The 18247-nt window shown below is 62.1% G+C and carries 16 protein-coding genes; 6 read left to right on the top strand and 10 right to left on the bottom strand.

All coding sequences use genetic code 11. From position 1 onward, the window contains the following. Positions 1–48: 48 nt before the first annotated feature. A complete protein-coding gene (locus BT179_RS05330) occupies positions 49–1722 on the bottom strand; it encodes a putative bifunctional diguanylate cyclase/phosphodiesterase (protein WP_072430950.1) in 1674 nt (557 codons plus the stop codon). 273 nt (positions 1723–1995) lie between these two features. On the opposite strand from BT179_RS05330, the gene rep reads away from it, so the two are divergent. Both rep and BT179_RS05320 read left to right on the top strand, forming a co-directional pair. Further along, positions 1996–4005, top strand: a complete 2010-nt coding sequence (gene rep / locus BT179_RS05325) for a DNA helicase Rep (protein WP_072390655.1) — start codon at positions 1996–1998, stop codon at positions 4003–4005. 54 nt (positions 4006–4059) lie between these two features. Further along, positions 4060–4632, top strand: coding sequence for a xanthine phosphoribosyltransferase (locus tag BT179_RS05320; protein WP_072390660.1), 573 nt, complete (start codon positions 4060–4062; stop codon positions 4630–4632). 116 nt (positions 4633–4748) lie between these two features. Here BT179_RS05320 and BT179_RS05315 read toward each other — a convergent pair whose 3' ends face one another. From BT179_RS05315 to dadA, 6 genes are all read right to left on the bottom strand, one after another. Beyond that, positions 4749–6671: an acetyl-CoA hydrolase/transferase C-terminal domain-containing protein gene (locus BT179_RS05315; RefSeq protein ID WP_072430951.1), complete on the bottom strand. Its 1923-nt coding sequence runs from the start codon at positions 6669–6671 to the stop codon at positions 4749–4751. Between the two features lie 140 nt (positions 6672–6811). Next, positions 6812–7225, bottom strand: a complete 414-nt coding sequence (locus BT179_RS05310) for a c-type cytochrome (protein WP_072390667.1) — start codon at positions 7223–7225, stop codon at positions 6812–6814. 183 nt (positions 7226–7408) lie between these two features. After that, positions 7409–7957 (bottom strand): cupin domain-containing protein, encoded by a 549-nt coding sequence (locus BT179_RS05305; RefSeq protein ID WP_072430952.1) that lies wholly within the window; start codon positions 7955–7957, stop codon positions 7409–7411. 125 nt (positions 7958–8082) lie between these two features. Beyond that, positions 8083–9156 carry an alanine racemase gene (gene alr, locus BT179_RS05300; RefSeq protein ID WP_072430953.1) on the bottom strand — a complete coding sequence of 358 codons (1074 nt, stop codon included), beginning with the start codon at positions 9154–9156 and terminating at the stop codon, positions 8083–8085. 97 nt (positions 9157–9253) lie between these two features. Then, positions 9254–9607: a RidA family protein gene (locus BT179_RS05295; RefSeq protein WP_053148623.1), complete on the bottom strand. Its 354-nt coding sequence runs from the start codon at positions 9605–9607 to the stop codon at positions 9254–9256. Next, positions 9579–10883 carry a D-amino acid dehydrogenase gene (gene dadA, locus BT179_RS05290; protein WP_072430954.1) on the bottom strand — a complete coding sequence of 435 codons (1305 nt, stop codon included), beginning with the start codon at positions 10881–10883 and terminating at the stop codon, positions 9579–9581. The genes BT179_RS05295 and dadA overlap by 29 nt, the downstream gene beginning before the upstream one ends. A 154-nt stretch (positions 10884–11037) precedes the next feature. Here dadA and BT179_RS05285 point away from each other — a divergent pair, with 154 nt between their 5' ends. Further along, a complete protein-coding gene (locus BT179_RS05285; protein ID WP_003206849.1) occupies positions 11038–11526 on the top strand; it encodes an Lrp/AsnC ligand binding domain-containing protein in 489 nt (162 codons plus the stop codon). Positions 11527–11543: 17 nt separating this feature from the next. On the opposite strand, the gene BT179_RS05280 is transcribed toward BT179_RS05285, so the two are convergent. After that, positions 11544–11897 (bottom strand): YkgJ family cysteine cluster protein, encoded by a 354-nt coding sequence (locus BT179_RS05280; RefSeq protein WP_072390681.1) that lies wholly within the window; start codon positions 11895–11897, stop codon positions 11544–11546. Between the two features lie 146 nt (positions 11898–12043). On the opposite strand from BT179_RS05280, the gene BT179_RS05275 reads away from it, so the two are divergent. Continuing rightward, on the top strand, positions 12044–13357 hold the full coding sequence (locus tag BT179_RS05275; protein WP_072430955.1) for an NAD(P)/FAD-dependent oxidoreductase: 1314 nt from the start codon (positions 12044–12046) through the stop codon (positions 13355–13357). A 68-nt stretch (positions 13358–13425) separates the two neighbouring features. On the opposite strand, the gene BT179_RS05270 is transcribed toward BT179_RS05275, so the two are convergent. Beyond that, positions 13426–13671: a DUF1127 domain-containing protein gene (locus BT179_RS05270; protein WP_072390687.1), complete on the bottom strand. Its 246-nt coding sequence runs from the start codon at positions 13669–13671 to the stop codon at positions 13426–13428. A gap of 178 nt (positions 13672–13849) precedes the next feature. On the opposite strand from BT179_RS05270, the gene BT179_RS05265 reads away from it, so the two are divergent. Both BT179_RS05265 and BT179_RS05260 read left to right on the top strand, forming a co-directional pair. Next, positions 13850–15283 carry an aminotransferase-like domain-containing protein gene (locus tag BT179_RS05265; protein WP_072390690.1) on the top strand — a complete coding sequence of 478 codons (1434 nt, stop codon included), beginning with the start codon at positions 13850–13852 and terminating at the stop codon, positions 15281–15283. Between the two features lie 60 nt (positions 15284–15343). Continuing rightward, positions 15344–16912 carry a phospholipase D family protein gene (locus BT179_RS05260; protein WP_072390693.1) on the top strand — a complete coding sequence of 523 codons (1569 nt, stop codon included), beginning with the start codon at positions 15344–15346 and terminating at the stop codon, positions 16910–16912. Positions 16913–16935: 23 nt separating this feature from the next. Here the strand turns inward: BT179_RS05260 and BT179_RS05255 are convergent, their stop codons facing one another. Continuing rightward, positions 16936–18078, bottom strand: a complete 1143-nt coding sequence (locus BT179_RS05255) for an MFS transporter (RefSeq protein WP_072390696.1) — start codon at positions 18076–18078, stop codon at positions 16936–16938. Positions 18079–18247 lie beyond the last annotated feature (169 nt).

Genomic DNA, 18247 nt, shown 5'->3' with positions numbered 1-18247 from the left:
ACTGGTACCCCGCTATCGCGAGCAAGCTCGCTCCCACAAGGGTTTGTGTCAGACCACGACGTCGTGTGTGGACTGCTGATCACCCTCGAACGTCAAGTACTCGACCAATTCCGGCAACGGCAACGGCTTGCTGATCAGGTAGCCCTGGACCTGGTCGCAACCGAAGCCACGCAGCAGGTCCAGCTGCTCGGGGGTCTCCACCCCTTCGGCCACAACTTCCAGGTTCAGGTTGTGGGCCAGGTTGATCATCGCGTGCACCAGCTTGCGGTTCTCTTCGCGCTGCTCCATGCCGCCGACAAAGCTCTTGTCGATCTTGAGCAAGGCGATGGGTAGGCTGTTGAGGTGCACGAACGAGGAGAACCCGGTACCGAAATCGTCCAGGGAAAAACGCACCCCCAGGCGCCCCAGGGCGTCCATGGTCTGCTTGACCAGCTCGCTGCGACGCATGACGGCGGTTTCGGTGAGCTCGAACTCCAGCCATTGCGCCTCGACGCCGCGTTCGGCGATCAGCCGGCTCAAGGTCGACAGCAACTGGCTGTCCTGGAACTGCCGGAATGACAGGTTGACCGCCATGTGCAACGGCGCCAGCCCTCGCTCGCGCAGCGCCTGCATGTCCCGCAGTGCCCGGGAAATCACCCAGTAACCCAGTGGCACGATCAGGCCACTCTGCTCCGCCAGCGGCACGAACTCACTCGGCGGCAGCAACCCGCGCTCGCCGTGACGCCAGCGCACCAGGGCTTCGAGGCCGACAATGTTGCCGCTATCGAGGTCCAGTCGCGGTTGGTAATGCAGTTCCAGCTCATCGCGACGCAGTGCCCGGCGCAGTTCGCTCTCAAGGTCGGCGAGGCTGCGGGCATTGCGGTTGATACGTTCGTTGAAGATATGAAAGGTACAGCCCTGGGTGCTCTTGGCCTGCTGCATGGCGATGTGGGCGTGCCACATCAGCGGGTCGGCGCCGGCCTGGGCGCGGGCATGGGCGATGCCCAGGCTGCAACCGATCAGCAGGCTCTCGCCGTCCACCCAATACGGCTCGGCCATGGCCTGGGTGATGCGCTCGGCGATCCACTCGGCCCGTTGCGGCGCGCGGCGGGTATCGATCAGCAAGGCGAATTCGTCGCTGCCCAATCGCGCCAATTGGTCGCCGGCCTCGAGCGAACCCTTGAGTCGCGACACCACTTGCAGGATCAAGCGGTCGCCGGCCTGGTGGCCCAGGGCATCGTTGGCGTGGCGGAAGTTGTCCAGGTCCAGATGACCGAGTGCCAGGCCGCGACCTTCGTTCTCGGCCAGGCGCGCCGCCAGCAGGGTCTGGAAACCCTGGCGGTTGGCGATGCCCGTCAAGGGGTCCTGCTCGGCCAGGCGCTGCAACGTGTTTTCCAGCACACCGCGCTCGCGTACATGGCGCAGGCAACGACGCAGGGTCGCGCTGTCGAGCGTGTCGCGCACCAGCCAGTCGCTGGCGCCATCGGGCGGTGTCGCAGGTTCCTGCTCCAACAGCAGGACAGTCGGCAGGCGGCAACGGCCGGGTGCCGGCTGCAATGCCGCGACGGTCAGCAGCACGGCACTACGATTGTCTTCGAACAGGTCGCTGACCGACTCCCAGTCCGGGGCGCTGGTCAACACGATCGAGCCCGCCATGGGCGCCAGGCACTCGCGCAGTCTCGCCGGCCACTCAGGCTCTTCGGCCAATAACAGCAAACGCAAGGGTTCGACAGGCGTGGACAAGCTGACTCCCTAGACTCTGCAAGGTGGTAGGCGCCGGGCATTATGACCTGCCAATCGGCAATGACCAATGTCAATGGTTCTCAAATACAGACTTCTGGCGATTTTTTCATCCAAAAAACGAACATTTTCCGCCAATCTGCCGCAAATTCCGCATGGCGCAGGCAAAACGGTGATTTGCGTCAGTTGTCGAGTCACAAGTCGGACAGAGCAGCACAATTCGCTGAGCCTGTTAAAATGCCGGCCCATTTTCGCAAACGACTCCCTGACCCCGTCATGTCCCGACTCAACCCCCGGCAGCAAGAAGCCGTGAACTATGTCGGCGGCCCACTTTTGGTGCTCGCCGGTGCAGGCTCCGGCAAGACCAGCGTAATCACCCGCAAGATCGCGCACCTGATCCAGAATTGCGGCATCCGTGCCCAATACATCGTCGCCATGACGTTCACCAACAAGGCTGCCCGGGAAATGAAGGAACGGGTCGGCGGCCTGCTGCGCCCTGGCGAAGGCCGGGGCCTGACGGTCTGCACCTTTCACAACCTGGGGCTGAACATCATCCGCAAGGAGCATGTGCGGCTGGGCTACAAGCCGGGCTTTTCGATTTTCGACGAGACCGACGTCAAGGCCCTGATGACCGACATCATGCAGAAGGAATACTCCGGCGACGACGGCGTCGACGAGATCAAGAACATGATCGGCGCCTGGAAGAACGACCTGGTGCTGCCTCCCGAAGCCCTGGAGAACGCTCGCAATCCCAAGGAACAGACCGCCGCCATCGTCTACGCCCATTACCAGCGCACGCTCAAGGCCTTCAACGCGGTGGACTTCGACGACCTGATCCTGCTGCCGGTCAAGCTGTTCCAGGACCACGCCGACATCCTGGAGAAATGGCAGAACAGGGTCCGCTACCTGCTGGTGGACGAATACCAGGACACCAACGCCAGCCAGTACCTGCTGGTGAAGCTGCTGATCGGCAAACGCAACCAGTTCACCGTGGTGGGCGACGACGACCAGTCGATCTACGCCTGGCGCGGTGCCCGGCCGGAAAACCTGATGCTGCTCAAGGAAGACTACCCATCGCTCAAGGTGGTGATGCTGGAGCAGAACTACCGTTCCACCAGCCGTATCCTGCGTTGCGCCAACGTGTTGATTTCCAACAACCCTCACGAATTCGAAAAACAGCTGTGGAGCGAGATGGGCCACGGTGACGAGATCCGTGTGATCCGCTGCCGCAACGAAGATGCCGAAGCCGAGCGCGTGGCCATGGAAATCCTCAGCCTGCACCTGCGCACCGACCGGCCCTACAGCGACTTCGCCATCCTGTATCGCGGCAACTACCAGGCCAAGCTGATCGAACTCAAGCTTCAGCATCATCAGATCCCTTATCGCCTGTCCGGTGGCAACAGCTTTTTCGGCCGCCAGGAAGTGAAGGACCTGATGGCCTATTTCCGCCTGATCGTGAACCCGGATGACGACAACGCCTTCCTGCGGGTGATCAACGTCCCGCGCCGGGAAATCGGTTCCACCACCCTGGAAAAACTTGGCAACTACGCCACCGAGCGCAAGATCTCGATGTACGCCGCCACCGATGAAATCGGCCTGGGCGAACACCTGGACAGCCGTTTCACCGATCGCCTGGCGCGCTTCAAGCGCTTCATGGACAAGGTACGCGAGCAGTGCGCCGGGGAAGACCCGATCTCGGCGCTGCGCAGCATGGTCATGGACATCGACTATGAAAACTGGCTGCGCACCAACAGCTCCAGCGACAAGGCCGCCGACTACCGCATGGGCAATGTCTGGTTCCTGATCGAAGCGTTGAAGAACACCCTGGAAAAAGACGAAGACGGCGAAATGACCGTCGAGGACGCCATCGGCAAGCTGGTGCTGCGCGATATGCTCGAGCGCCAGCAGGAAGAGGAAGAAGGTGCCGAAGGCGTGCAGATGATGACCCTACATGCCTCCAAGGGCCTGGAGTTTCCCTACGTGTTCATCATGGGCATGGAAGAGGAAATCCTGCCCCACCGCTCCAGCATCGAAGCCGACACCATCGAAGAAGAACGGCGCCTGGCCTACGTCGGCATCACCCGGGCACGCCAGACGCTGGCATTCACATTCGCCGCCAAGCGCAAGCAATACGGCGAGGTGATCGACTGCGCCCCGAGCCGCTTCCTCGACGAACTGCCGCCGGATGACCTGGCCTGGGAAGGCAACGACGACACGCCGACCGAAGTGAAGGCCGTGCGAGGCAACAACGCCCTGGCCGATATACGCGCGATGCTCAAACGCTAGAATCGATTTTTTCAACTGACCTCAGGCGTCGAAAGCGCCACCAAAGGAGGCTTCATGGAAGCCCTGCACCAGAAAATCCGTGAACAAGGCATCGTGCTTTCCGATCAGGTTCTGAAAGTCGACGCCTTCCTGAACCACCAGATCGACCCGCAGCTGATGAAGCTGATCGGCGACGAATTTGCCGCGCGGTTCAGGGATTCGGGCGTGACCAAGATCGTCACCATCGAAGCCTCGGGCATTGCCCCGGCGATCATGACCGGCCTGAACCTGGGCGTACCGGTGATCTTCGCCCGCAAGCAGCAATCCCTGACCCTGACGGAAAACCTGCTGTCGGCTACCGTGTATTCGTTCACCAAGAAAACCGAAAACACCGTAGCTATCAGCCCGCGCCACCTGACCAGCAGCGACCGCGTGCTGATCATCGATGACTTCCTGGCCAACGGTAAGGCGTCCCAGGCGCTGATCTCCATCATCAAGCAGGCAGGCGCAGCCGTGGCCGGACTGGGGATCGTGATCGAGAAATCGTTCCAGGGCGGGCGCGCGGAGCTGGATGCCCAAGGCTATCGCGTCGAATCCCTGGCCCGGGTGCAATCCCTGGAAGGCGGGGTCGTGACCTTTATCGATTGATCCGCAACCCTGTGGGCGCAAGCCTGTTCGCGATGAGGTCGCACATCCAGCATCGAGTTGGCTGATAGTCCGCTATCGCGAGCAGGCGCGCGCCCACAGGCGTCTCAGGCTGATCGCTATGGCGCAGTGGCCTTGAGACCCGCCAGCAACAACCGCTGGGCCAGCTCCTCCTTCAGGCCTTCAGGGCTCGTCAGTTGCATCCGCTCCAGGTGCTGGGCAAATTCCCACGGCTGCGGTGCGTCCAGCGCGGCTTTACCCAATTCCAGGATCTCGGTGAGCTTGAACTTGCTCTTGAGCCAGTTCAGCGCCCGCAGCAGGTCCCGCTCTTCAGCGTCGAAATCGCAGCCCAGCGGGTACTCCGGGAAAAGATTCGGATGCCGTGCCTGGATCGTCTGCAAGCGCTGCGAAGTGTTCTCGGCGAATCGCGGATCGAGACGGAAATCCTTCGGCAGCTTGCCGGCGTTTTGTGCCTGCTCGATCAGCCCCGGCTGGAACCGGGAATCGCTGATATTGAGCAGCGCCTCGATCACTGCGGCATCGGTCTTGCCCCGCAGGTCGGCGATACCGTACTCGGTAACCACGATGTCTCGCAAATGCCGGGGAATCGTGCAGTGGCCGTACTCCCAGACGATGTTGGAGCTGACCTCGCCCCCTGCCTCGCGCCAGCTGCGCAGCAGCAGGATCGAACGCGCGCCCTCCAGCGCATGGCCCTGGGCAACGAAGTTGTATTGCCCTCCCACGCCGCTGAGCACCCGCCCGTCTTCCAGCTGGTCAGCCACCCCGGCGCCCAGCAATGTCATGGTGAACACCGTGTTGATGAACCGGGCATCGAGCCGTTGCAAGCGCTTGAGCCGCTCCTGGCCGTACAGCTCGTTGATGAAACTGATACGGGTCATATTGAATTCGAGCCGCCTGCTCTGGGGCAGCTCGTGCAGGCGCTCGTAGAAACTGCGCGGCCCAAGAAAGAACCCGCCATGGATGCAGACGCCATCGGGCTGGGCCGCCTCGTCGAGGGTACCGGCGTTGGCCTGTTCCTGGGTCGGCTCGTCGGGATAGACCTTGCGCCGGATGATCCCCGCTTCCGCCAGCGCCAACAGGCCGTTGACGAACATTTCACTGCAGCCGTACAGCCCCTTGGCAAACGGTTCGACCCCGCCCTCGCGCTCGATCAACCGGGCCCACTGGCTGAGGTTCAGGTCCGCCAGCAGGGCCTGGTATCCGGCGTTGTCGGCCTGGCGCGCCAACAGTGCCGCCGTCAGCGCGTCGCCCATCGAGCCGATGCCAATCTGCAAGGTGCCGCCGTCGCGCACCAGGGTGCTGGCGTGCAGGCCGATGAAATGATCCTGGAACCCCACCGGCATGTTCGGCGTGGAAAACAACCGGTGGCTGTCCTTCTCATCGATCAACAGGTCGAAGGTGTCGATGCCGACCTCAGCATCGCCCGGCATGTAGGGCAGGTCGCTGTGGACCTGCCCCAGCATGAGGATCGTCTCCCCCTCCGCGCGCCGCTTGGCGATCATCGGCAACAGGTCGAGGGTGATGTCGGGGTTGCAGCTGAGGCTCAGGCGATCCGGGTATTGCGGGTCGCTCGCCACCAGTTGTGCCACCAGGTTCAGGCCGGCGGCGTTGATGTCCCGGGCCGCATGGCTGTAATTGCTGCTGACGTAGTCCTGCTGGGCCGAAGCACTGTGCAACAGGCTGCCGGGCTGCAGGAAGAATTGCTGGACCCGGATATTGGCCGGCAGGCTGTCCCGATGCAGGTCGGCGAGATAATCCAGTTCGGGGTAGTCGCCAAAGACACGCTCGATGAAGGGCTCCAGGAAACGCTTCTGCAAACCATCGCCCAGGTTCGGCCGTCCCAGGCTCAGCGCCGTGTAGAGGGTCAGCTGCCGCTCCGGCAGTTGGGCGATGCGTCGGTAAAGCGCGTTGACGAACAGGTTGGGCTTGCCCAGCCCCAGGGGCATGCCAAGGTGAATGTGCGTCGGCAACCGCTCCAGCACCTCGTCCACCGCCTGTTCGATTGAACACAATTGCACCATCGGCCCCTCCGACCTGCTCCGTGAATGTGGGTTGGACCGAGATTGACGGGTCTTGGTTGCGATGAACAGCGTTGCAAAGCCGCAGGCACAAAAAAGCCGCTCGTAAGCGGCTTTTCCGGATGGATGCGGGCTGTTGGCTTTTACAGGCCAGACATCTCTTTGATTGCGCCCTTGAGCTCCTCATCCGAGCAATCGGCGCAAGTGCCTTTAGGCGGCATGGCATTGATACCGGTGATGGCCTTGGCCAGGATACCGTCAAGACCGCCCTGGTGATCGGCACGCTCTTTCCAGGCCGCTTTGTCACCGATTTTAGGGGCACCCAGCAAGCCAGTGCCGTGGCATGCATTGCAGTGTTTCGCAATGACATCCTTCGGTGCCTTGGCCCCACCAGCGCCACCAGCCGAAGCGGCGACTTCCATGCCCTTGCATTCTTTCCCCTGAACACAAACCTGGCCGACGGGTTCAAGACGCTTGGCGATTTCATCGTTGGGCGCCGCTTGAGCGCTCGCAGCCCATAGGGCCAATACGGTTGCTGGTGCAGCCAGCATTTTCATAATTAGGTTCACGCGTACACCCTCAATGGTGGCTAGTCACGCCTGCGGCCACGGTTTGCAGGCGGGCGCAAGTATAGCGGTAAGCCTGCCACACTGAAACAACCCTAAAGTCGCAAGGGTCTTGTCAGCCATGGCCCGCTCACCCCCAGGCGCCTTTGCCATCCAGGCTCGGCGCCGTTTTTCCTAGAAATTGGCCGGCGTAGCTGCGCTGATCAGTCGCGCCGGCGTATCGAACGGATTACGAAAACGGTGTGGCTTGGTGCTCTCGAAATAGTAGCTGTCGCCTGCCTCGAGCACGAATGTCTCGGCCCCCACCACCAACTCCAACCGGCCCTCCACCAGGATCCCGGTTTCCTCGCCCTCGTGGGTGAGCATCTCGTCACCAGTATCGGCGCCAGGCGGATAGATTTCGTTCAGAAAGGCAATCGCCCGGCTCGGGTGCGCCTTGCCCACCAGCTTCATGGTCACGGCACCATCGGAGATGTCGATCAATTCGTTGGCTTTGTAGACGATCTGGGTAGGTTTCTCCTGGAGGATTTCCTCGGAAAAGAATTCGACCATGGACATGGGAATCCCGCCGAGAACCTTGCGCAGCGAGCTGATCGAGGGGCTGACGCTGTTTTTCTCGATCATGGAAATGGTGCTATTGGTAACGCCCGCGCGCTTGGCGAGTTCACGCTGGGAAAGACCTTTGAGTTTACGAATGGCTTGCAGTCGTTCACCGACGTCCAATGCAGGAACCTCCAGGGAGTGTTGTGTGGTAAGTGAGCGTTATCATGGCGACAGCGTTCAGTATTTACAACACTTTGGCCCGAATCCCGTGCGGTGAAGCGACCTCCGGTCGACCCAGCCTCGCCTCAGCCCTCGGAATAGAGCCGTGGCACTCGTCGCAGGTTACAAAAAATCTGATAGGGAATCGTCCCGGCGGCCTTCGCCACGTCACTGGCGAGCACGTGCTTTCCCCAAAGCTCAACGGTGGAACCGAGGCCGGCCTGGGGCAGGTGCGTCAGGTCGACACACAGCATGTCCATCGACACTCGCCCGACCAGTTGGCTGGGCTGTCCGTCGATCCGCACCGGCGTACCGGTCGGCGCCTGGCGCGGATAGCCGTCTGCATAGCCCATGGCAACCACCCCGACCCGGGTCGGTTGCGCGGTCACGAAACGGGCGCCGTATCCCACCGGCTCGCCGGCGGGCAATTCCCGCACGCTGATGATCTTCGACTCCAGTGTCATCACCGGTTGCAGGCGTGACGCCGTGGCCTGGGCCTCCTCGAAGGGCGTCGCGCCATACAGCATGATGCCCGGACGCACCCAGTCGCTTGGTATCTGCGGCCAACCCAGAACCGCCGGTGAATTGCGCAGGCTCGTTTCCGCCACCAGGCCCTGGCGCGCAGCCTCGAACACCGTCAGTTGCTGGACAGTGCTGGGGTCATGCAGCTCATCGGCACGGGCAAAGTGAGTCATCAACACGATCTTCGCCACCTTGCCGCTGGCCAGCAGTCGACGGTAGGCGCCTTGATAGTCCGCCGGGTGCAAGCCGACCCGATGCATCCCGGAGTCAAGCTTGAGCCAGACGGTGATCGGCTTGCTCATCGTCGCTTTCTCGATCGCTTCGAGCTGCCACAACGAGTGCACGACACACCACAAGTCATGCTCGACGATCAACGCCAATTCATCGGCTTCGAAAAAGCCTTCCAGCAGCAAGATCGGCCCACGGATCCCACCGGCCCGCAACTCCAGGGCCTCTTCGATGCAGGCCACGGCGAACCCATCGGCACTGTCCTGCAGGGCCTCGGCGCAACGTACCGCACCGTGCCCGTAGGCGTCGGCCTTGATGACCGCAAGGGCCTTGGCCCCTGTGACTTCGCGGGCCAGTTGGTAGTTATGACGCAGGGCTTGGAGATCGATCAGGGCACGGGCAGGACGCATGGCGGCAGACTTCTAATAGTCGGACAGGGTAAAAAACCGGCGCTGGCTGACGGCATGCACCATCAACAGCGCCGGGAGAGGGACTGGTTCGATCGGTTTACGGCAGCGCGGCCACGACCGACAGTTCAATGAGGATTTCCGGCTCGCAGAGCCGGGCCTGCACTGTGGCCCGTGCCGGCGCGACACCTTGGGGCAGCCATTTGTCCCAGACCGCGTTCATGCCTGCGAAATCCGCCTCGATGTCTTTCAGGTAGATCGTCACCGACAGCAAGCGGCTCTTGTCGGTCCCGGCCAGGTCGAGCAGACGCTCGATATTGGCGAGGGTTTCGCGGGTCTGTTGTTCAATGCCGGCGCTCATGTCGTCGCCGACTTGCCCGGCCAGGTAAACGGTGCCGTTGTGCACCACAACCTGGCTCATGCGGTCATTGGTGAGCTGGCGCTGGATTGCCATGTTTCGCAGACTCCTGATGTTTGCTGCCATAACGGGAAATATCGAGACCTTCGGCGCTGATCTGTGGCTTTTTCCGAGCCATCAGGTCCGCCAGCAGACGACCGGAACCGCAAGCCATGGTCCAGCCGAGCGTGCCATGGCCGGTGTTCAGGAACAGGTTCCTGAACGGCGTGGCGCCGACGATCGGCGTACCGTCCGGGGTGGTCGGGCGCAGGCCGGTCCAGAAACTGGCCTGGGCCAGGTCACCGCCCTGAGGATAAAGGTCGTTGACGATCATCTCCAGGGTTTCGCGGCGACGCGGGTTCAGGGACAGGTCGAAACCGGCGATTTCCGCCATGCCACCCACGCGGATGCGGTTGTCGAAGCGGGTGATCGCCACCTTGTAGGTTTCGTCGAGGATGGTCGAGGTGGGCGCCATTGCCGGATTGGTGATCGGCACGGTCAGGGAGTAACCCTTGAGCGGATACACCGGTGCACGGATACCGAGGGGCTTGAGCAATTGCGACGAATAGCTGCCCAGGGCCAGGACGTAGCGGTCGGCGGTTTCCAGCTTGCCGTCGATCCAGACGCCGTTGATGCGGTCGCCGGCAGAGTCCAGGCGCTGGATGTTCTGGCCGAAGCGGAATTCCACACCGAGCTTGACGGCCATTTCCGCCAGGCGCGTGGTGAACATCTGGCAATCGCCGGTCTGGTCGTTGGGCAACCGCAAGGCGCCGGCGAGGATATCGGTGACATTGGCCAGGGCCGGCTCGACCCGCGCGATGCCTTCGCGATCGAGCACCTCGAAGGGCACGCCGGACTCCTTCAGCACCGCGATGTCTTTCGCCGCGCCGTCGAGCTGGGCCTGGGTACGGAACAACTGTGTCGTCCCCAGGGTACGGCCTTCGTAGGCAATGCCGGTTTCGGCGCGCAGTTCGTCGAGGCAGTCGCGGCTGTACTCCGACAGGCGCACCATGCGCTCCTTGTTGATGGCATAACGGCTGGCGGTGCAATTGCGCAGCATCTGCGCCATCCACAGGTACTGGTCGATGTCGGCAGTGGCCTTGATGGCCAGCGGAGCATGACGCTGCAGCAGCCACTTGATGGCCTTGAGCGGCACACCCGGCGCGGCCCACGGCGAGGCATAACCCGGCGATACCTGGCCGGCGTTGGCGAAGCTGGTTTCCATGGCCGGCGCCGGCTGACGGTCGACCACCACCACTTCAAACCCGGCCCGGGCCAGATAGTAAGCACTGACAGTGCCGATGACGCCGCTACCCAAGACCAGAACGCGCATTTTATGACCTCATCGCGGATAACCGCTGACGTTTGTTGTACACAGCTTTGATGCGCGCAGTTTAAAAAAGATCAGCCAGTGCTTTTCACTATATAAATGCCTATATTTGGCGAGAATTCTCGGCAAAAACCCTTTTCATGGAGGAGCATCCCCTGTGCGTACCAATACACAGACCAAACGCGAGCTGGACAAAATCGACCGCAACATCCTGCGCATCCTCCAGGCCGACGGGCGGATCTCCTTCACCGAGCTGGGCGAAAAGGTCGGCCTGTCCACCACACCGTGTACCGAGCGGGTGCGGCGCCTGGAGCGCGAAGGGATCATCATGGGCTACAACGCCCGGCTAAACCCGCAGCACCTCAAAGGCAGCCTGCTGGTGTTTGTCGAGATCAGCCTCGACTACAAGTCCGGCGACACTTTCGAAGAATTCCGACGCGCCGTGCTGAAATTGCCCCATGTGTTGGAATGCCACCTGGTGTCGGGGGATTTCGACTACCTGGTCAAGGCACGGATTTCCGAAATGGCCTCGTATCGCAAGCTGCTGGGAGACATCCTGCTCAAGCTGCCCCACGTGCGTGAATCCAAGAGCTACATCGTGATGGAAGAGGTGAAGGAGAGCCTGAACCTGCCGATTCCGGATTGAACCTGGGCGTTGCGGCGTCAGACCAATACCTGCCGATTGCTGGCCATGTACTCATGGATCTGCTGCTCGACCCGCGGATGGATCAGCTCCACCGGGCGCCGGCCATTGGGGCATGGCAGACTCGCCGTGGTGCCGAACAGCCGACAGATCAACGGTCGCTCGTCATAGACGGTGCAACCGTTCGGTCCCAGGTGAACGCAATCGAGCGCTTCCAGGGCGGCGTCCTGTTCGGCCCGGGTCTTGCGCGGCAGACGGGCCATTTCCTCGGGGGACGTCGTCACCGGTCCGCAGCAGTCATGGCAGCCCGGCACACATTCGAACGACGGGATCTGCTGGCGCAGCGTGCGGATTTTTTGACTGTTGCAACTCATCGAAACGGCTACCCAGGCGAGACAGTTCGGGATTCTGCCTTAAAAGCAGTGGGCCAGACAGCGTCGGCCGACCGATGTTGCTCACGAGCAAAGTCGCGGCTTATGCTCCGTAAAATTTCTCAAACATGACAATCAGGATTACGCACATGAACGCCCGTGTTCAGCAAGCTGTCCCGAGCCACGCACACGCCGCCTCCTATTACGCCGCCAGCAGCCTGCCACAGCCGGACCACCCAGTGCTGCAAGGCGAGCGGATGGCGGATGTGTGCGTGGTCGGCGGCGGGTTTTCCGGGCTGAACACCGCCATCGAACTGGCCGAGCGCGGCATGAGCGTCATCTTGCTGGAGGCACACAAGATCGGCTGGGGGGCGAGCGGGCGTAACGGCGGCCAGTTGATCCGTGGCGTCGGCCATGGCCTCGATCAGTTCGCCCCGGTCATCGGGGCCGATGGCGTGCGCGAGATGAAACTCATGGGCCTGGAAGCGGTAGAAATCGTCCGACAACGCATCGAGCGTTTTCAGATTCCTTGCGACCTGACCTGGGGTTATTGCGACCTCGCCAACAAACCTGCCGACCTGGAAGGTTTCGCCGAAGACGCCGAAGAATTGCGCGCCCTGGGTTATCGCCACACAACGAGACTGCTGCAGGCCCACGAGATGCACAGCGTAGTGGGTTCGGATCGCTACGTGGGTGGCCTGATCGACATGGGCTCGGGCCACCTGCACCCGCTGAACCTGGCCCTGGGCGAAGCCGATGCGGCACAGCGCCTGGGGGTCGGCCTGTTCGAGCAATCGGCGGTCACGCGCATCGACTACGGCCCGGAAGTGACGGTACATACACAACAGGGCTCGGTCCGCGCCAAGACCCTGGTCCTGGGTTGCAATGCCTATCTCAATGGCCTCAACCAGGAACTGAGCGGCAAGGTGCTGCCGGCCGGCAGCTACATCATTGCCACACAACCCCTGAGCGAGGACCTGGCACAGCGTCTATTGCCACAGAACATGGCTGTCTGCGATCAGCGAGTGGCGCTGGATTACTATCGTCTTTCGGCGGACCGACGCTTGCTGTTCGGCGGCGCCTGTCATTATTCGGGGCGGGATCCGCAGGACATCGGCGCCTATATGCGTCCGAAGATGCTCAAGGTCTTCCCGCAACTGGCTGATGTGAAAATCGATTATCAGTGGGGTGGGATGATCGGCATCGGCGCCAATCGCCTGCCGCAGATCGGCCGGCTGAAGGATCAACCCAATGTGTATTTCGCCCAGGCTTACTCAGGCCATGGGGTGAATGCCACGCACCTGGCCGGCAAGTTGCTGGCCGAGGCCATCAGCGGGCAACAAAGCGGCAGGTTCGATCTGTTCGCCCGGGTGCCCCATATCACCTTCCCCGGCGGCAAATACTTGCGCTCGCCGCTGCTGGCGCTGGGCATGCTGTGGCACAGGATGAAAGAGCTGGTCTGATCCATGGTGGGGTGTGGCGAGGGCATCCAGACTCTCGCCATCCCCGTCTGCGCTTGGCGAGCGATTGCTCAAAGCCGCCAGAATGGCTTGAGCCCCTCCTCCCTCGCCTGTTCACGCGTCAACCCGATATCCCGTAACTGTTCGGGCGTCAGCTCCAGCAAGGCCTTGCGTGTATGCAAGCGATGCCAGAACAGGCCCCAGCGGCTCAGGCAGGCAGGCCCGCTGCGCAGCATTGGATTGCGCAACTCCCTTTCCTGCCCCGCCTGGAGTTCCTGACCGTGCAGCGCCAGCCGTACATCGCTCAAGCCGTTCATTTTCATCGCTCCTGTTTACTTGGGTAGCCAGAGCTTTCATGATGCGCGGACGGCCAAATGCAATACAGATTCAACCATTGTCTTTTAGAAGCATACAGATAAGGCTTTTCCGTCACTGAATCCTGTTTTTCCCGGCCAACTGTATCGGTATCGTTCTCACCTCTATCGAGAGTACGCCATGACCCTCTACGTGAACCTCGCCGAATTGCTCGGCACTCGCATCGAACAGGGCTTCTATCGTCCGGGCGACCGGCTGCCGTCGGTGCGGGCCCTGAGCGTGGAGCACGGGGTCAGCCTGAGTACGGTGCAGCAGGCCTACCGCGTATTGGAAGACAGCGGCCTGGCGATGCCGAAGCCCAAGTCCGGTTATTTCGTGCCGGTCAGCCGAGAATTGCCCGAGCTGCCGGCGGTTGGCCGCCCGGCCCAGCGTCCGGTGGACATCTCCCAATGGGACCAGGTGCTTGAACTGATACGTGCGGTACCGCGCAAGGACGTGGTACAGCTGGGGCGCGGCATGCCGGATATCCACTCACCGACCATGAAACCGCTGCTGCGCAGCCTGGCGCAAATCAGCCGCCGGCAGGATATGCCGGGGCTGTATTACGACAATATCTACGGCAACCTGGCACTGCGCGAGCAGATCGCCCGCCTGTTACTGGCTTGCGGCTGCACACTCGGGGCGGGTGACCTGATCGTCACTACCGGTTGCCACGAGGCGCTGTCGGTCAGCATTCGCGCCACTTGCGAGCAAGGCGATATCGTCGCGGTAGACTCCCCCAGCTTTCACGGCGCCATGCAGACCCTCAAGGGCCTGGGCATGAAAGCACTGGAAATCCCCACCGACCCACTGACCGGTATCAGCCTGGATGCATTGGAACTGGCGTTGGAACAGTGGCCGATCAAGGCCATACAGTTGACGCCCAGCTGTAACAACCCGCTGGGCTATATCATGCCGGACGCCAATAAACGCGCCCTGCTGACCCTGGCTCAACGCTTCGACGTGGCGATTATCGAAGACGATGTGTATGGGGAACTGGCCTACACCTATCCACGACCACGCACGATCAAATCCTTCGACGAAGACGGCCGAGTCCTGCTTTGCAGTTCGTTTTCCAAGACCCTGGCACCCGGCCTGCGGGTCGGCTGGGTAGCGCCGGGACGCTATCTGGAACGGGTGCTGCACATGAAATACATCAGCACCGGTTCCACCGCCCCGCAGCCGCAGATCGCCATCGCGGAGTTTCTCAAGGCCGGGCATTTCGAACCCCACTTGCGCCGGATGCGCACCCAGTACCAGCGCAATCGCGACGTGATGATCGATTGGGTCAGTCGCTACTTTCCGCCGGGCACCCGGGCCAGTCGCCCGCGGGGCAGCTTCATGCTGTGGGTCGAGTTGCCCGAAGGCTTCGATACGCTGAAGCTCAACCGGGTCCTGAACGACCAGGGCGTACAGGTCGCCGTCGGCAGCATCTTTTCCGCGTCGGGCAAATACCGCAATTGCCTGCGGATGAACTACGCTGCCAAACCAACGGCACAGATCGAAGAAGCCGTGCGCAGGGTCGGTGCGGCCGCCATCGCGTTGTTGAACGAAAGCCAACGCGACGTCGTCTGAACTTACGCAGGGAAGCAGCACCCGACAGCCGATAGATGCCAACTTGCGGAACGCTCCTACGTGAGACCCAGACCGATCCTGACTGCTCTACTGTTAATCGCCTCGCTGTTGGGTGGCTGCGCCAGTCTTGATGTCACTCGCGAGCCGTCCCAGGCGCTGCCGGCCTCACAGTCTTCCTTCGGCCGCTCGGTCCAGAGCCAGGCCGCCCCGCACGAGGGGCGCTCGGGGTTCCGCCTGCTGTCCGACAGCGCCGACGCCTTCTCCGCCCGCGCCGAGCTGATTCGCCAGGCCCAGAGCAGCCTGGATTTGCAGTACTACATCGTGCACGACGGCATCAGCACGCGGATGCTGGTGGATGAGTTGCTCAAGGCCGCCGACCGCGGCGTGCGAGTGCGGATCCTGCTGGACGACACCACCAGCGACGGCCAGGAGCAAATCATCGCCACCCTCGCCGCACATCCACAGATCGAGATCCGCCTGTTCAACCCGCTGCACCTGGGGCGCGCCACCGGTGTAACCCGTGGCCTGGGGCGCCTGTTCAACCTGTCGTTGCAGCATCGGCGGATGCACAACAAGCTCTGGCTGGCGGACAACAGCATGGCGATCGTCGGCGGGCGCAACCTGGGGGATGAATATTTCGATGCCGAGCCCAACCTCAACTTCACCGACATCGACCTGCTAGGCGTCGGCCCGGTAGCCGAACAGCTGGGACACAGCTTCGACCAGTACTGGAACAGTGCCCTGAGCAAGCCCATCGAGCAATTCCTGTCCCATCGCCCCACCGCCCAGGACCTGGCCAACAGTCGCCAACGCCTGCAGGAGTCCCTGGAACAGACGCACAAGGAGAACCAGGCGCTGTACCGACAGCTGACCACCTACAGGACTCAGCCACGCCTGGATATCTGGCGCACTCAGTTGATCTGGGCCTGGAACCAGGCATTGTGGGACGCCCCCAGCAAAGTGCTGGCCAAGGACGAGCCGGATCCGCAGTTGCTGTTGACCACGCAGTTGGGACCGGAGCTGACGGGGGTGCAGGACGAACTGATCATGATTTCGGCCTATTTCGTGCCCGGTCAGCCAGGGCTGGTGTACCTCACCAGCCGCGCCGATGCCGGAGTCTCGGTGAGCCTGCTGACCAACTCACTGGAAGCCACCGATGTACCCGCGGTGCATGGCGGTTATGCGCCCTATCGCAGGGCGTTGCTGGAGCATGGGGTACGCCTGTTCGAACTGCGCCGCCAACCCGGGGATACCGGAGGCAGCAGCCCCCACCTGTTCTACAGCAAGTCCTACGGCGAATCGGATTCCAGCCTGCACAGCAAGGCGATCATTTTCGACCGGCAGAAGTCCTTCATCGGGTCTTTCAATTTCGACCCGCGCTCAGTGCTGTGGAACACCGAGGTAGGCGTCCTGGTGGACAGCCCGGAACTTGCCGGCCAAGTGCGTGAGCTGGCCTTGCAAGGCATGGCGCCGCCGCTCAGCTATCAAGCCCGGCTCAAGGATGGCAGGCTCGTGTGGAGCACCGAGGACAACGGCAAACTGCACGACCTGGACAGCGAGCCGGGTAGCTGGTGGCGACGCTTCAACGCCTGGTTCGCCACCACCGTGGGACTGGAGCGAATGCTGTAGGCGCTGTGTCGCGCTTGCAGGATTCAGGCGGTCTGCGCGGTGCCAAACGCTCCCTGGCGCAACAACAGGATCACCAGCCCGAACGCTCCCACGGCCATGAACAAGGGCAGTGCATGGCCGCTGATCCACTGGCTGCCCGCGCCCGCCACCAAGGGGCCGATCAAGCAACCGATTCCCCACAGCTGGGCGATATGGGCATTGGCCCGCACCAGCGCATCGTCGCGATAACGCTCGCCGATCAGGATCAAGGACAAGGTGAACAATCCGCCCGCACTGGCACCGAACAGCACCCACAGGGGCCAGATCAGCAAGGTATCGATCAACAATGGAACAGCGAGGCTGGACAAGGTCAGCGCCACCGCGCAACCGGCGAACAGCGAGCGGCGCGACAACCGATCGGCCAAGGCTCCGATGGGCAGTTGCAACAAGGCATCACCCACAACCACCGTACTGACCATCGCCAAGGCGATATCGGCGCTGAACCCCTGGCGCAGGCAATACACCGGCAACAGCGTCAGGATCATCGCCTCGAACGCGGCGAACAGCGACACGGCCCAGGCAATCGCGGGCAAGCCCCGGCAGAAACCCCATAGATCCCTGAGCGTAACGCTGCAGGCTTCGCTGCTGGGAGCACCGCTACGGCCAAGCAATAACAGCGGCGAGACCAGCAGCAGGGCTACGCCCACCCAGAAGCCGTAATCGTGCTCGGTGCCCAAGGCGCCGAGCAGCAACGGACCAGACAGTTGGCTCAAGGCGTAGCTGCTGCCATACAGCGCCACAAGTCGGCCCCGCCACTGTTCAACGACCAACTGGTTGATCCAGCTCTCACCCAGAATGAACACCAGGGTCAGGACCACACCGATCAACAACCGCAATACCAGCCATACCGGATAGCTGGGCAACAGCGCCAGCATCCCGATGGACACCGCGCCGCCCCAAAGGCACAGGCGCATCAAGGCCGCCGTGCCGAAACGCGCCGCCAGGCGGCTCGACACCTTGGCACCGAGCAACACTCCCACGGCCGGCATGGCCGCCATCACTCCAATGGCAAACGAGCCATAGCCCCAGCTCTCCAGGCGCAGCGACACCAGCGGCATGCTTACGCCCAGGGCCAGGCCGACGCTCAGGACTGACGACAACACGGCGAAATAAGTCGCCCAACGCATTTCCACGCTCCTGTGGACAGTTATTCGCTTTTCAGTGTTCGCCCAAAACAAATGCGGGAGCGAGCTTGCTCGCGATGACGGCGCAACATTCAACAGAGTCGTCGACTGCCTTACCGCTATCGCGAGCAAGCTCGCCCCCACAAGGGACCCGGGCTACATGAAGCGCGGG

Source organism: Pseudomonas sp. NFACC43 (assembly GCF_900119645.1).
Taxonomy (GTDB): domain Bacteria; phylum Pseudomonadota; class Gammaproteobacteria; order Pseudomonadales; family Pseudomonadaceae; genus Aquipseudomonas.
This window is presented reverse-complemented; position numbering and strand designations above follow the sequence as displayed.

Bases quoted from the DNA above. Each gene is read 5' to 3' on its own strand.
- rep (WP_072390655.1), top strand. From the start codon at position 1,996: ATGTCCCGACTCAACCCCCGGCAGCAAGAAGCCGTGAACTATGTCGGC.
- BT179_RS05320 (WP_072390660.1), top strand. From the start codon at position 4,060: ATGGAAGCCCTGCACCAGAAAATCCGTGAACAAGGCATCGTGCTTTCC.
- BT179_RS05315 (WP_072430951.1), bottom strand. From the start codon at position 6,671: ATGGTGCAATTGTGTTCAATCGAACAGGCGGTGGACGAGGTGCTGGAG.
- BT179_RS05310 (WP_072390667.1), bottom strand. From the start codon at position 7,225: ATGAAAATGCTGGCTGCACCAGCAACCGTATTGGCCCTATGGGCTGCG.
- alr (WP_072430953.1), bottom strand. From the start codon at position 9,156: ATGCGTCCTGCCCGTGCCCTGATCGATCTCCAAGCCCTGCGTCATAAC.
- BT179_RS05295 (WP_053148623.1), bottom strand. From the start codon at position 9,607: ATGGCAATCCAGCGCCAGCTCACCAATGACCGCATGAGCCAGGTTGTG.
- dadA (WP_072430954.1), bottom strand. From the start codon at position 10,883: ATGCGCGTTCTGGTCTTGGGTAGCGGCGTCATCGGCACTGTCAGTGCT.
- BT179_RS05280 (WP_072390681.1), bottom strand. From the start codon at position 11,897: ATGAGTTGCAACAGTCAAAAAATCCGCACGCTGCGCCAGCAGATCCCG.
- BT179_RS05275 (WP_072430955.1), top strand. From the start codon at position 12,044: ATGAACGCCCGTGTTCAGCAAGCTGTCCCGAGCCACGCACACGCCGCC.
- BT179_RS05270 (WP_072390687.1), bottom strand. From the start codon at position 13,671: ATGAACGGCTTGAGCGATGTACGGCTGGCGCTGCACGGTCAGGAACTC.
- BT179_RS05265 (WP_072390690.1), top strand. From the start codon at position 13,850: ATGACCCTCTACGTGAACCTCGCCGAATTGCTCGGCACTCGCATCGAA.
- BT179_RS05255 (WP_072390696.1), bottom strand. From the start codon at position 18,078: ATGCGTTGGGCGACTTATTTCGCCGTGTTGTCGTCAGTCCTGAGCGTC.